14 protein-coding genes are annotated in these 14,164 nt (G+C 51.5%); 9 read left to right on the top strand and 5 right to left on the bottom strand.

From position 1 onward, the window contains the following. Positions 1–61: 61 nt before the first annotated feature. Genes BLQ82_RS19315 through BLQ82_RS19300 form a run of 4 tightly spaced genes read right to left on the bottom strand, consistent with a single transcriptional unit; the run spans position 62 to position 2,814 of the window. Positions 62–829, bottom strand: a complete 768-nt coding sequence (locus BLQ82_RS19315; RefSeq protein ID WP_062523396.1) for an ABC transporter permease — start codon at positions 827–829, stop codon at positions 62–64. Then, positions 830–1,591 carry an ABC transporter ATP-binding protein gene (locus tag BLQ82_RS19310; RefSeq protein WP_062523395.1) on the bottom strand — a complete coding sequence of 254 codons (762 nt, stop codon included), beginning with the start codon at positions 1,589–1,591 and terminating at the stop codon, positions 830–832. 15 nt (positions 1,592–1,606) lie between these two features. Next, complete coding sequence (locus tag BLQ82_RS19305) at positions 1,607–2,470, bottom strand: pentapeptide repeat-containing protein (protein ID WP_062523394.1); 864 nt, start codon at positions 2,468–2,470, stop codon at positions 1,607–1,609. A gap of 14 nt (positions 2,471–2,484) precedes the next feature. Beyond that, on the bottom strand, positions 2,485–2,814 hold the full coding sequence (locus BLQ82_RS19300) for a PadR family transcriptional regulator (RefSeq protein WP_020428594.1): 330 nt from the start codon (positions 2,812–2,814) through the stop codon (positions 2,485–2,487). A gap of 209 nt (positions 2,815–3,023) precedes the next feature. On the opposite strand from BLQ82_RS19300, the gene BLQ82_RS19295 reads away from it, so the two are divergent. The 7 genes from BLQ82_RS19295 to BLQ82_RS19265 all read left to right on the top strand — a co-directional run bounded on the left by BLQ82_RS19295 (position 3,024) and on the right by BLQ82_RS19265 (position 10,282). After that, entirely contained in the window at positions 3,024–3,530 is a 507-nt protein-coding gene (locus BLQ82_RS19295) for a MarR family transcriptional regulator (protein ID WP_062523393.1), read from the top strand. A gap of 19 nt (positions 3,531–3,549) precedes the next feature. Next, complete coding sequence (locus BLQ82_RS19290; protein ID WP_062523392.1) at positions 3,550–4,131, top strand: nitroreductase family protein; 582 nt, start codon at positions 3,550–3,552, stop codon at positions 4,129–4,131. 10 nt (positions 4,132–4,141) lie between these two features. Next, entirely contained in the window at positions 4,142–4,627 is a 486-nt protein-coding gene (locus BLQ82_RS19285) for a nitroreductase family protein (RefSeq protein ID WP_062523391.1), read from the top strand. A 353-nt stretch (positions 4,628–4,980) separates the two neighbouring features. Next, a complete protein-coding gene (locus BLQ82_RS19280) occupies positions 4,981–5,994 on the top strand; it encodes an ABC transporter substrate-binding protein (protein WP_062523390.1) in 1,014 nt (337 codons plus the stop codon). Further along, positions 5,975–6,751, top strand: coding sequence for an ABC transporter ATP-binding protein (locus tag BLQ82_RS19275; RefSeq protein WP_062523389.1), 777 nt, complete (start codon positions 5,975–5,977; stop codon positions 6,749–6,751). The genes BLQ82_RS19280 and BLQ82_RS19275 overlap by 20 nt, the downstream gene beginning before the upstream one ends. After that, positions 6,745–7,497: an ABC transporter permease gene (locus BLQ82_RS19270; RefSeq protein WP_062523388.1), complete on the top strand. Its 753-nt coding sequence runs from the start codon at positions 6,745–6,747 to the stop codon at positions 7,495–7,497. Before BLQ82_RS19275 ends, BLQ82_RS19270 begins: the two co-directional genes overlap by 7 nt. A 415-nt stretch (positions 7,498–7,912) precedes the next feature. Beyond that, positions 7,913–10,282: an S-layer homology domain-containing protein gene (locus BLQ82_RS19265; protein WP_062523387.1), complete on the top strand. Its 2,370-nt coding sequence runs from the start codon at positions 7,913–7,915 to the stop codon at positions 10,280–10,282. 129 nt (positions 10,283–10,411) lie between these two features. On the opposite strand, the gene BLQ82_RS19260 is transcribed toward BLQ82_RS19265, so the two are convergent. Then, complete coding sequence (locus tag BLQ82_RS19260) at positions 10,412–11,239, bottom strand: TerC family protein (protein ID WP_062523386.1); 828 nt, start codon at positions 11,237–11,239, stop codon at positions 10,412–10,414. Positions 11,240–11,816: 577 nt separating this feature from the next. On the opposite strand from BLQ82_RS19260, the gene nifB reads away from it, so the two are divergent. Together nifB and nifH are read left to right on the top strand one after the other, a co-directional pair. After that, on the top strand, positions 11,817–13,187 hold the full coding sequence (nifB, locus tag BLQ82_RS19255; RefSeq protein ID WP_062523385.1) for a nitrogenase cofactor biosynthesis protein NifB: 1,371 nt from the start codon (positions 11,817–11,819) through the stop codon (positions 13,185–13,187). 3 nt (positions 13,188–13,190) lie between these two features. Next, positions 13,191–14,060, top strand: coding sequence for a nitrogenase iron protein (nifH, locus tag BLQ82_RS19250; protein ID WP_231869764.1), 870 nt, complete (start codon positions 13,191–13,193; stop codon positions 14,058–14,060). The last annotated feature ends 104 nt before the right edge of the window (positions 14,061–14,164 follow it).

Raw genomic sequence — 14,164 nt, 5'->3', positions numbered from 1 at the left:
GGTGCATCACCCGGTAACACTGCAACGCACCCATCCAACAAATAACGTATCCGTCAGTGGATCACACCCGCTTTTTATACACTCTCATTGCAAAGAAATAGGCAGCGAGCAAAATTCCGACGCACCAGGCAAGAGCGACCCATATATCATTGCCCACCGGCTGACCTGACAGCAGCGCACGAATGGCTTCCACGATCGAGGTCACCGGCTGGTTCTCAGCAAAGGCACGGACGACTGACGGCATCGATTCGGTGGGCACAAACGCCGAACTGATAAACGGCAGGAAGATAAGCGGATAGGAAAAGGCGCTTGCACCTTCCACCGATTTTGCGGACAGTCCGGCAATCGCCGCGACCCAAGTCAAAGCCAGCGTAAACAGCACGAGTATACCGGCTACGGCAAGCCAAGGCAGTACCCCTGCCGACGAGCGAAAGCCCATAATGAGCGCTACGAGAATGATGACGACAACAGAAATGACGTTGGATACCACAGAGGTCAGCACGTGCCCCCACAGCACAGTGGAACGCGCAATCGGCATGGAGTGGAACCGTTCAATGATACCCCGCTGCTTATCCAAAAACAGGCGGTAAGCCGTATAGGATATACCGCTTGCTATCGCAATCAGCAGGATACCGGGCAACAGGTAGTTCACATAGTTATCCGTACCGGTTCGGATTGCACCGCCGAGCACATAGACGAACAGCAGCATCATCGCAATCGGAGTGATGCAGACCGTGATGATGGTGTCCATGCTTCGCAAAATATGGCGCATGGAACGTCCAAGCATCACGCTCATGTCGCTGAAAAAATGGTTTTTTGCCGTTTCCATTTAAATGGCCTCCTTTTTGCCGATGATGGCGAGGAAAATTTCTTCCAGTGTCGGTTGTTTTTCAACATACTCCACCTTGGCGGGCGGGAACAGCTTTTTCAATTCCTCAAGCGTGCCACCCGCAATAATCCTGCCCTCATGCAGAATGGCAATTCTATCGGCAAGCTGTTCAGCCTCCTCCAAATACTGAGTGGTCAGGAATACCGTCGTTCCACCGTCCGACAGCTCCTTGACGATCTTCCAAGTCTCAATGCGTGCCTCGGGGTCAAGCCCGGTGGTAGGCTCATCGAGGAAAATAAGCTGCGGCTTACCTACAAGGCTCATGGCGATGTCAAGCCTGCGGCGCATACCACCCGAATAAGTAGAGGTCTTACGGTTGGCGGCGTCCGTTAAGCCGAAGCGTTTCAGCAAATCGTCTGCAACTTGACGCGGATATTTAAGATGCCGCAGCTTGGCAATCATGATCAGATTTTCCCGTCCGGTCAAAACCTCATCCACGGCGGCAAACTGCCCGGTCAGACTGACCGCCTGCCTCACATTGTCGGGCTTCGCTGCAACGTCGAATCCGTTTACGCTGACGGTTCCGCTGTCTGGTTTGAGCAGTGTAGAGAGGATTTTGACAACCGTTGTCTTGCCCGCGCCGTTGGAGCCAAGCAGGGCGAAAATACTGCCCTTTTCCACCTCGAAGTCTACGCCCTTTAGGACTTGCAGCTGCTTGTAGGACTTTTGCAGTCCCTTTACTTGAATTGACTTGGTTTGCATCTTCTTTCCCCTCCTTTATATAACTGTAACTTTGGACAAGTCTGCTTCCATACCCTTGAGCGCGGCGTAGGTCAGTTTATCCATCATCGCACCGTCGAAGCAGACGGTTTTGATGGCGCGGTAATACTTCTTGGACAGGTTCGACATAGGGAATGACACATTTTTAAGTGTCGCGCCTTTAAACGAAACATCGTTCAGCCCCGCTTTGTCAAACTTGACGCCGAGAAAGGTCATCCCGTCCAGGCACAGCCCCGTCAGGTTGGAAGACTTAAAGTCCACGCCGTCGAAAATACAGTTCTCAAAGATCGTTTTACTCAGGTCGCACAGGGTTAGATTGACGTCGGTCAGCTTTACATCGATGAATTTGGTCCCGGCCAGCCACGACTTGCTGAAATTGGTACGCACAAGGATGGATCGTTGGAAGCTTGCACCCGCCAGATCAAGCGCGAAAAAGTTGCAGTCCGTCAGATTTGCGCCGTCAAAATGGGCTTCGCGCACATCGCTGGATTTAAACGAGCTGCCCGTCAAGTCTGCACCCGAGAAGTCCGAGCCATGCAGCGCGCTCCCATCGAATTTTCCTTTATGTGCGGTAACGCCTGCGAAGTCGCTCTTTGAGAGGTTACTCGAACTGAAGTTTGTCACCACCTGCCGTTCCAGCGAACGGGAGAGATTGGCGACCTCCTGTACCGTCTGCTCAATATCTCCGATGCTGCTGATGGTCATCTCAAACGCTGTGTCATCGTCCTTGCCCTCGGCTTTGAGTTCACGAAACCGCTCCTGCAAATCGGAGAGCAGATCGGCCTTTAGTTCGGTGGCGCTTTTCACCCCATCGTAGGGTGCAAACACGCCATTCAAATAGTGGGTCAATTTCTCATTCATAACATCAACTCTCCTTATAATAAGTTTTCAAGCACACGCTTTGCGTACTCCCAGTTGCTTTTGTTGCGGGCATAAGCCGCCTTGCCCTTTTCGGTAATCCTAAAATATTTACGCCGTCCACCCTGAGATTCATCGCCCCAATACCATTCGATATCACCGTCCGCCTCAAGCCGCCGGACGCTGGAGTACATCGTGGCTTCCTTTAATTCATACTCACCATCCGAACGCTCGGCAATCAGCTTGACAATCTCGTACCCGTAGCGGTCAGCTTCGGATAAGAGCCGTAAAATCATCGTATCGGTATGTCCACGGAGCAGATCGGATGTAATTTTGTTCTCGCTCATATAATCACCCCCGCATCTGTATAATACGACATACTACTGTGACTGTCAAGGTAGTATTTTTATTATAATACTTTGTTGGATTGTACAGCCAGGCAGCCGGAAACGGCCCCTTTTTCGTATAGTTGATAATCGTTATCAATGGTGTTATGATGCTTATATAGTTTACTGGTTAACAAAAAAACCTCTTAGTGAATGGAGCGCCATATCATATGGAATCTGCAGAAGCAGTCAAACAGCAGGTGTATGAACAATTCATTCGATTTCTGCACGTCTATGAATCCTTTTCGGATACAGAAATTGATCATTTTCTCAGCATTGCCGAAAGGGAGCGGATCGAGAACTTTCCGCATAATATTACTGCGGTGCATGTGATCGATTGTATCGGGCGTCATGAGCCCATCAACAGCACAACTATTGCCGGGAAGATGGAGCTGTCCAAAGCCAGCATCACCAAGATCGGCGGCAAACTGCTCGCGGATGGACTCGTGGAGCGAATGCAAATGAATGACAACAAAAAGGAAAGTTATTTCCGGCTGACCCCGCAGGGGAAGAAGATATTTGATCTCCATGAACGGATTCATGCGAATGAAGCAGAGCGGCTTCACCGTTTTTTGGACAAATACTCGGCCGGAGAAATGAAGATTATTGGCAGTTTCCTTAACGATTACAGCGCGGAGATGGAATTGAGAATATCCGAGGGAACCGCAAAAAGATGAACCTGGGAGAGTGGGAATCATGAGTCTGGCTGAATTGATCAGAGGACGGCGGACGATCCGCAGCTTCAATCAGACGCCTGTCGCCAGGGAGCTGGTGGCCGAACTGCTGCAGCAAGCAGCGGGGCTGTATCCTTCTGCAGAAGATGCCGTCTGGCGCTGTATTTATGCCGGGACCCCTGAGTCGCGCAAACGGCTGGCTGACTACATGATGGAGCACATGGCGGGAAGCAGGCTGGGCAAATGGATGCCGGGCAAGATGATCGAGCTGTTCAAAAAAAGATTTGCCGATATTCCCGGCCATGTGGTCGTTATTGCAGGTACAGGTCCTGACCGGCAGGCAAGCGACCGGAATTATGCGGCGGTCTGCAGCATCCTGCAGAATTTCCAGCTGCTGGGCTGGGAGCGCCAGTTAGGCATGTTATGGGATACGGAGCCGATGATGCAGAGCGAAGGTTTTTATGAACGTCTCGGCATCCGTGAGAATGAGCGGTTTGTAGGCGTTCTTCATCTGGGGTACTACAATAAGGCCCCCCGGGGCCGCTCAAGGACACCGGCCGAGAAGAAATGGACGGTCTATGCAGGCAGCCAGAGCTTGAAATAGGAGGGATCATGTGACTTTATTCAATTTCCGCCCGGAGCTGCGCGGCTCCGGCTCCTTTTCCGGACAGTCAGTACCCCGGCAGCTGGTGCTGGAGCTGCTGAATGATGCGGTATGGGCGCCGAATGACGGGCTAAGAGAGCCTTGGAGATTCATCTATGCCGACAATGACAGCAGCGGCAGGCTGTCCGGCTTGCAGGAACCTGCTCCGGCATACCTTATTGTGGTCATGAAGGAAGAGAGTGACCCATACAAGCGGGATGAGGATTTCGCTGCGGTCTGCTGCCTGATGCAGAACTTCGAATTGCTTGCCTGTGAGCGCAAGCTGGGGGTAAGGCGGACGATGAATAACTGGATATATGACCGGAAGCAGATGAATGCTTTTGGCGTGCAGGACAAGGAACGCATTGCTGCTGTTCTTGAAATAGGTTTTTGGGATGGAGATCCCGGAGCAACGCCTTCTCCACAAATGGCTGAGGTGAAGTTCGATCTGCTCTAAATGCTGGAACACAGTGAGAATCTGCAGCTATCCCCGGCCTGGAGAGGCAGGGGATAGCTTTTTGTCATGGAGAAATCCGGGAAATTATTTCAATTTATAAATATACAAAATAGGGCAATGGGTGTAGAATTGCATTACTTGAGCTTTTCGGGGGACAGGCAAAGTACATAAGTCTCGCAAAAACAGATTTATCAGGAAGGCTGGAACCGGGTGCCTCTTGTTCTGAGGGCGCGTCTCTTCTTGCATGTCCTTATGTGAATAAATTCGCAAGATTGTATATTGCCAGGCGGACCCCAAGGAGGAAAAGAAACTCAGAAATCAATCAACAAGAAGATGGAGGCTACTGGAGAACCATGGAAAGAAAAAAACGGAAACACCTGATGATGCTGTTCATGCTGGTCGCTGCGATTAGTATGGTGGCGGTGGGCTGCGGCTCAAATACGAATAATGCAGGCGCGTCTGCTACAGGAAATGCCGCTGGAGACGCACCGGCTGCAAGTGATGCACCGGCTGAAGCGGCTGCACTGACACTGGGACTTTTACCTTCGATTGATGCGATTCCATTCATTATTGCCCACGAGCAGGGCTTCGACAAAAAGCATAACGTGAATCTGGAAATTCAGACGTTCAAGAGCGCCAAAGACCGTGATGTGGCCTTCCAGGCCGGTAAAGTGGATGGAATCAGCGCGGATCTGGTCGCGATTTCGATCTATAACGAAGCGGGGCTGGATGTCAAGATCACCAGCACCACCACTGGCGAGTTCGATCTGTTGACCGGAAATGACGGAATCCAGGGGGTGAAGGATCTTAAGGGCAAGACGGTGATTCTGTCCAAAAACACTTCAACCCAATATACGGTGGCCATGATGCTGAAGCAGGCAGGTCTGACGGAAGAGGATATAAAGGTGACCGAGGTGCCGCAAATTCCAACCCGTCTGGAACTGCTGAAAAACCAGAAAGCAGATGCGGCTGTCCTGCCTGAGCCTTATGTCACTATGGGCAAAGCAGCAGGCCTGCGTGTGCTCAGCTCTACCAAAACCGCCGGAGTGAATCCGTTTGTGCTGGCCTTCCCGCAAAGCGCAATTGATGCCAAGGGGCAAGCCATTCAGAATATGTATGCCGCATATGATGAAGCTGTCGCCTATATGAAATCACACGACCAATCCGAATATATCGGTCTGATTATCAAGGAGGTCGGTTACCCGGATACCCTGAAGGATCAGATTACCGTGCCGGAGTATCTGCCGGCGAATCAGGTGGATGTGAAAGAAGTGGAAGCCGCATTTGCCTGGGCCCGGGAAAAAGGCCTGCTGACCAAAAATATATCGGCTGAAGAAGTGATCTCCGATGTCCAGTTTAAGAAATAGCGGACTAAGCATTAAGGCGCTTCAAGTGGAATATAAAAGCGGACAAAAGGCTCTCGGGCAAGTCGATTTCACCTTGCCTGAGCATGGCATATACACGATTATCGGACCCTCCGGCAGCGGGAAATCCACGCTGCTGCGCGCGGTGGCAGGTCTTCTGCCGGATTATGAGGGTGAACTGCTGTTCAACGGGAAATCCGTGCATGACCAGGAAACGCTGATCGGGCTGGTCCCGCAGAATTACGGCCTGCTGCCCTGGAAAACTGTCCGCGATAACATCCGGGTGGCTATGAAGATTACCCGTCCGGTTGGGGGGAGCAGGGAAGCCATAGAAGCGGACATTACCCATTGGCTGCAGTCAATGGGGATTGCCGAGCTTGCCGGCCGTTACCCGCTCTCCCTGAGCGGCGGGCAGCAGCAGCGGGTGGCGATCGCCCGGGCATTTGCTATCCGGCCGGCGATCCTGCTGCTGGATGAGCCGTTCTCCGCGCTGGATGCCATTACCCGCGAAGCGCTTCAGCAGATTTTCCTGGATAACTGGCTGACACATCCGGCCACTGCGCTGTTTGTTACCCATGATGTGGAAGAGGCGATTCTGCTCGGGCAGAAAATCGTTGTGATGCCATCAGCCAAGCACGATAGCCCCGAAATCCTCGACAATACTGCTGTCTTTGCTATGAAGCATGAGAAGAAGCGGGACAGCGATGAATTTTTTGAGCAGAGCAAACGGATCAGAAAGGTAATGCTGGCGAAATGGTAAAAAAACGGCGTCTCCCACACTTGCTGCGGCTGTTGTTTGTCTTTTTGTGCATGAACCTGGTCTGGTACATTGCCTATCTGCTGATGAATCATCCGATTCTCCCCAGCCCCGGAGCGGTCTATGAGGCAATGTTCCATCTGGGCGCCAAGGATGTGGCACTGAATGTCGGATACAGCCTGCTGCGGATCTTCGAAGGCGTGCTTCTGGCCTTGCTGATCGGTCTGCTGATCGGTCTCTTGATGGGCCGTTCCCCGCTGTGGAACCGTCTGTTGGACCCGGTTGTTTACCTCACCTATCCGATACCGAAGATTGCGCTGCTGCCGGTGGTTATGCTCTTCTTCGGTCTGGGGGAAACCTCCAAGGTGCTGATGATTATGCTGATTCTGCTGTTCCAGGTCATCATCTCTGTACGTGACGGTGTCAAGGCGATTCCTGAGAGCACATATGATGTCTTAACCAGCATCGGTGCAAGCGCAGGGCAGAAATTCTGGAATGTGACGCTGCCCGGTGCATTGTCGGTCATTCTCAGCACGATCCGGATTTCGCTCGGAACCGCGATATCCGTCTTGTTTTTCACCGAAATTTACGGGACGGAGCACGGCATGGGCTTCTTCATCATGGATGCCTGGCTGCGGCTGGACTATCCGGAGATGTATGCGGGCATTATGCTGTTCAGCCTGGTTGGCTTTGTGCTGTTCCTGCTGGTGGATGTTCTGGATTACAAATTTATGAAATGGCGGCGTTAATCATCCGAACTGGGACGCTGCTCCCGCAGTCTGGCCTCTCTGTCGAATAGACGGATGAGGTCTTTTTTGTTGTATAGGAAATTATACAATGTCAGAAAATGCGGATATCTTGGAAGCCTTAGAGAATAAAGCGATGCAGGAGGATTGGGCTCCATCAGCGGACTGATGCGGACAGAGGAGACTTTATTTTGCCAAAAATCTTGTTTTTTCAGCGGATACGGACTCAGGAGCCGTTATATCGTTCGATGGAGCCTGGAATAAAGGGGAAAAGGACAAATAAAGGCATCTCAGTCCGTCCCTCGTATTTAACTTGTGTGCATCTGTAATTTCCTGTCGTAAATAAAATATGGAAATAATATGCATGCATCTTTATAATTAGAGAGATCATGGAAGCATAATGAGGAGGATGAATTTTTTGGATAGACAAGAACATTCGAAAAGCAGTACCCCATTCGTTCATCACACGGCTAAAGCCGTGCTGATCTCTGCAGTAGCTCTTTCCTTGCTGCTGCCTGGCGGACTGGCTGCAGCCGGTTCAAGCTCTGCCTCTGCTGCTGCTGTGCCTTCAGTTATGGATGTTGGCGGACAAGCCGCAGTCACCCCCGATCCTTCCAAGGCTAAAATCACAGAGGATCAGGCAGTTGCCAAGACCAGAGAGCTGTTCCCGGTTCTGAAGGATGCAACGGTATCCGGTGTCCGGCTGGGCGGGGACAATTCCTGGCCGCCCGGCGGCAATCAAATGATCTGGAATATTTCGTGGAGTTATGAAATTGGCGGCACAAGCTATGGGTTTTCGACCCAGGTTGACGCGCTTAACGGGGATTTAATCAACACTTATATCACGTATCCATTTTTGCAGCAGGATGCCTATTATCCGCCCAAATTGACGCGTGCCGATGCGCTGGAGCAGGCCCGGAAGTTTATTGCCAAAGCGGCGCCTTCCCTGGGTCCTGATGACATTCAGCTGTCGGATAATGAGGCCATGAATCCGGTAGGAGGGAGCCTTTTCGGTACGGTGCAATACAATTTCTATTTCAAGCTCCTGAAGAATGGACTTCCTTCAGCTTCGGACGTACTCTCAATCACTGTAAACGGCAACGGTGATATTCTCCAGTTCAGCAAGCCAGCCCCCGGGCTGGAGTATCCATCGGCCAAACCTGCTATTTCTTTGGAATCGGCGCAGAAGAAGTTTACGGACGGTTTTGCCGTAGGCCTGTACTATATTCCGGTATATAAGGACAACACCATAGAGAAGTGGGTGCTGGGCTGGCGTCCACAGGAACAATCGCTGTATTCAATAAATGCCCAGACCGGTAAAAGTATGGACAACGAAGGAGCTGAAGCTTCCGCCTTACCGGTAACATATGAAGCTGTGCCTCAGGCCAAGGAACGGTTTCAAGCGGCTGGTACCGGCAAGGAGATTAACGCCGCGGAAGCTGCCAAGCTTGTACAGCAGGTTGTATCCATTCCGGCAGAACGTAAGCCGGACAGTCAATCGCTGGGCACTGGCTACCCGAATACGAAGCAAAAGGTCTGGAGACTGGCCTGGAGGGATAACAGCAGCACACGCATGGCCGCATTTCCAGCCAGCTCTTACGCTGAGGTGGATGCGGCAACCGGCCAAATCTACCAGTATCAGCTGGAACAATTTACCGGCAGCAAGGATGTGAAGCCACAGCCAGCACCTGCCGGAGCAAAAAAGCTGACTCAGGCCGAAGCCAAGCAGCAAGCCATATTACTTGTCAACCGTTTGTATGATCAGGCCAGCGGTGTTCTTAAGCTGGCTGAGCATGGTGGAACATGGAGTGTGCTTCCGGAAGGCAAGGGCTTCCGTTTTCAATTTGTGCGCTATTATAACGGTATCCCGGTAAGTGATACGGGAGTAATGCTGGCAATGGATATTTACGGCAGGCTGGAAAGCTATTCTGCAGCGAACCCGGATTTCTCAACGATACAGGGGCAGCCAACCCCGGCAATATCCCAAAGCGAGGCAGTGCAGAGCTACAAAGACCGCTATGCCATGAAGCTGCAATATAACCTCATTGGCGGATATAACAACATTGCGTATGTAGAACCGCAAGTAAAGCTGGTCTACAGCCCGCTGCCGGCCAACGAACAAGATCAGTCCGAAGTCCTGGATGCCGCCACGGGGAAATGGGTGAAAGTGTACGCTTATTCCGGCCAGAATGCGGGCGCCCCTGCGGCAGTTGACCTGAAAGGCCATCCAGCCGAGCAGGCATTAACTGAGCTGGTGAAGTATGGTGTGCTTGTCCCTGATGCTGACGGCAAAATCAATCCGGATCAGGAAATCACTGTGGGTGATTGGTTTACCTTCATTGCCACAGCATCCACATCAAACTACCAAGGGGACCCGAGGGGAACAGAACAGAAGACCGTAGCCGGGGTTAAGCCGGACAGTGAATATTATAAGGCTGTCAGCTTCGCCGCAAATCACGAATGGATCAGCAAGGATACTGTGCTGCAGCCCGACAATAAGCTTAGCCGTGAACAGCTCGCTGTGCTGCTGGCCTCCTTTTTGCAATACAGCAAAATCTCTGTTTTCCTGGAAAATGACACGGCGGTGAGCAGCTTTAGTGACAGTGCCTCTATTAAAAACAAAGGTGCGGTAGCGCTGGCTGTAAGGCTGGGGCTCATGCAGGGAGACAACGGCAAATTCAATCCGCAGCAAAATGTAACCAAAGCAGGGGTTGCCACCGTTCTGATGAAGCTGGTAGAGCTGCAGGGCAAAGTTGACCAGAATATTGGCCAGCGGCAGCGTATGTAGCCAGGCGGTGTATGTTCTCGAAAAAGCATATGCATAGTACTTTCTCCACACCATATGCAAAAGCAAAGCCTGCCTCCCGCCATCAGGCGGGGGGCAGGCTTCTATGTGTTTGCTATGAACAGCTGCTATTTATTTGCCCAGCTGCTTATCGACTTCACGGACAGGGTTTTCACCGACGTTTTCTTCAATTTTATGGCTGCTCATGAACCAGCCGGTGGCTGCAATAATTACAAGCACGACATAGAAGGTAGCTTTCCACCAGGTGCTGTGGGCGAAGTCCTCGGACAGGACGCCCAGTGACGGATGAGCCAGGGTAATGACAGCCAGCTTAACGCCGACCCAGCCAACGATGAAGAATGCGGCAACTTCAAGACCTGGACGGGAGTGGAGCAGCTTAACGAAGAAGGAGGCTGCAAACCGCATAATGACCAGTCCAATGAAGCCGCCGGCAAAGATGACGAGGAACTGGCCGCCGTCAAGGCCGCCAATGTTGCCCATTCCGCTCGGCGGAAGCGCAACGGCAAGCGCAACAGCCGCGAGAATCGAGTCAACGGCAAACGCAATATCCGCTACTTCAACCTTCAGTACTGTAAACCAGAAGCTGGATTTCTTTTTTTGTACGACTTCCTCAGTGCCGCTTTCGGCAGCCTCTTCGGTAACAGGTTTCTTAAACAGTACTTTCCGGAAGATGTGATTCCCCGCAATGAACAGGAGGTAGATCGCGCCAATGGCTTGTACCTGCCAGATGTCCACCAGATAAGAGATGACAAACAGCGAACCGAAGCGGAACACAAACGCCCCGGCCAAACCATAGAACAATGCCTTTTTACGTTCCTCATCAGGAAGATGTTTAACCATGATTGCCAGTACCAGTGCATTATCTGCGGCGAGCAACCCTTCCAGTGCTACGAGAACGAGTAATACCCATCCGTATTCTAATAATAATCCCCAATCCATTGCTTCTTCCTCCTCATGTGGTTGTAAATACCGTCAGGAAATTCCTGCGATACCATTATTTTTACCAAATATATATAAAAAAGACCTTTACCAAGCAAATCAGCCTTTGGAATAAAGGACTAACCTGATTGGTAAAGGTCTCGCTAACAATAGTTCATTGCCGACAAAACCGGAGAACATCCTCACGTTCTCGTATTGACGATTTTGTCTAACAGCTACTCCCCTTTACGGGATATATTAAATTTGATTGGTTACATGGTTGATCTAAAAGTATCATATATGACTTAAGAGCCGTTGTCAATGCCTGTGAGAACAAATATCAATAGAAAATGACGGGAATGGAAACGGAAACATGATACATATAAGTTAGATAACTTAACATATGATATGGCGAAACTGCAAACATAAGGAAATAAAGGGCTTTTTAAGCCTGAATGCAATTGACGATGTATAGGATTGAAAATATGATGAGACTAATTAAAGCGGTCAAGCGAATTAATGTTATGAAATATGACATTAGCTTGATTATTCCGCATAAATAAACTCTATTAATCAGGTTACTTTTAGGAGGTGGGAAATGATGCAGCCGTCGCCGTGTATATCAAGTGAAGCAGAGGAGGAGATCAGCCGCCACCCTTGCTACAGCGAGGAAGCCCATCGGTTTTATGCCAGGATGCACATCCCGGTAGCTCCCGCCTGCAACATCCAGTGCCATTACTGCAACCGCAAGTTTGACTGCGTGAATGAGAGCAGGCCTGGTGTGGTCAGTGAGGTGCTTACCCCGGAACAGGCGGAACGAAAAGTGAAAGGGGTGGCCGCCCAACTGATGCAGCTGTCGGTAGTAGGCATTGCCGGCCCAGGCGATCCGCTGGCGAATCCGGAGCAGACGTTCGACACCTTCGCCCGGGTGAAGAAGGTTGTGCCTGATGTCTCCCTTTGCCTCAGCACCAACGGGTTGACGCTGTACCGGCATATTGATGAGATTGTGGAGCTTGGCATCCGCCATGTCACCATTACTATCAACGCCATCGATGCTGATGTGGGTCAAGCGATTTATCCCTGGGTGTTCGACGAAGGTGTGCGTTATGAAGGAAAAGCTGCCGCAGAGCTGCTGATCAGCCGCCAGCTGACAGGTCTTGAACTGCTGGCGAGGCTGGGGATTCTCGTCAAAGTGAATTCGATTATGATTCCTGGGGTCAACGATCATCATTTACCCGCAGTGTCCAAAAGAGTAAAAGAGCTCGGGGCCACACTGCACAATGTAACACCGCTGATTATCGCGCCGGGCAGCCAGTATGAGCAGGATGGGCGCAAAGCGCCCCGTCCGAAGGAGCTGCATAATTTGCAGGAACTGCTGGGCCGTGACGGTATGAAGGTAATGCGCCACTGCCGGCAATGCCGGGCAGACGCCATCGGGCTGCTGGGCCAGGACCGCAACCGCGACTTCCCGCTGGAAGCGATGGAGGCTGATCCGGTGATCGACGCAGAAGCCAGAGCCTTGTTCCAAGGAGAGCTCGACGTGAAGATACGGGAACGGGTCCAAGCGAAGGAGGCGAGATTGCTGCAGGAGAATGCACTGAAGGTCAGGGTCGCGGTGGCTACCAGAGGCGGCGACAAGGTCAACCAGCATTTCGGGCATGCCACGGAATTCCTGGTTTACGATACCGATGGAGCGGAGGTTCAGCTGCTCGGTGTCCGCAAGATACAGGCATACTGCCATGGCAAAGCAGACTGCAACGGCGACAAAGCCGCCACGCTGCAAGAAATTATCTCCATTTTAAGTGATTGCCGCATTCTTCTCTGCTCCGGGATCGGTGATAGCCCCCGTGCCAGCCTGAACAAAGCCGGAATCTTGCCGCTCGTACGCAAAGGCGGAATACAGGAAGCGATTCTCGAAAGTGTGAAGTACAGCTCTTATTTTGAAACGATAAACATTTCGAAGGGATGATGAATGATGAGACAAATAGCTTTCTACGGTAAAGGCGGTATCGGTAAATCCACAACTTCCCAGAACACTTTGGCCCAGCTTGCAACCAAATTCAAACAAAGAATTATGATCGTAGGCTGTGACCCGAAGGCAGACTCCACCCGCCTGATTCTGAACACCAAGGCACAAAATTCGGTGCTGGAGCTGGCAGCCGAACTGGGTTCGGTAGAGGATTTGGAACTTGAAGATGTGCTGCAGACCGGCTTTGGCGACATTATCAACGTAGAGTGCGGCGGACCTGAACCGGGTGTAGGCTGTGCAGGACGCGGTATCATTACTGCCATCAACTTCCTGGAGCAGGAGGGCGCCTATCAGGATCTGGATTTTGTATCCTATGACGTACTGGGCGACGTTGTATGCGGGGGTTTCGCCATGCCGATCCGCGAAGGCAAGGCACAAGAGATTTACATCGTATGTTCCGGTGAAATGATGGCGATGTACGCGGCCAACAACATTGCACGCGGTATCCTGAAATATGCTACCAGCGGCGGTGTGAGACTGGGCGGACTGATCTGCAACAGCCGCAACACCGACCGTGAAGATGAGCTGATCATGGAGCTTGCCCGCCGTCTGAACACACAAATGATCCACTTCGTACCCCGTGATAACATCGTTCAGCATGCCGAGCTGCGCAGAATGACGGTAGCCCAATATAACCCTGCCCATCAACAAGCCAAAGAATATGAAATTCTGGCTGAAAAAATCCTCAACAACAAAATGCTGACCATCCCTACCCCGATTTCAATGGAAGAACTGGAAGAGCTGCTGATGGAATTCGGCATCATCGAAGATGAAGAAGCTGCACTCAAGAAGCTGCAGGCTTCCGGCCAATAGGACGGTACAGCTGCAGAATACCCGGTCATCTGGTGAACGGGAGTGGAGAGACGGCTTTCACCAGATGACCTTTCAGTAGCCTTAAGGCCACGCAGGCTTAAGCA

The organism is Paenibacillus jilunlii, assembly GCF_900102965.1.
Lineage (GTDB): Bacteria > Bacillota > Bacilli > Paenibacillales > Paenibacillaceae > Paenibacillus_AQ > Paenibacillus_AQ jilunlii.
This window is presented reverse-complemented; position numbering and strand designations above follow the sequence as displayed.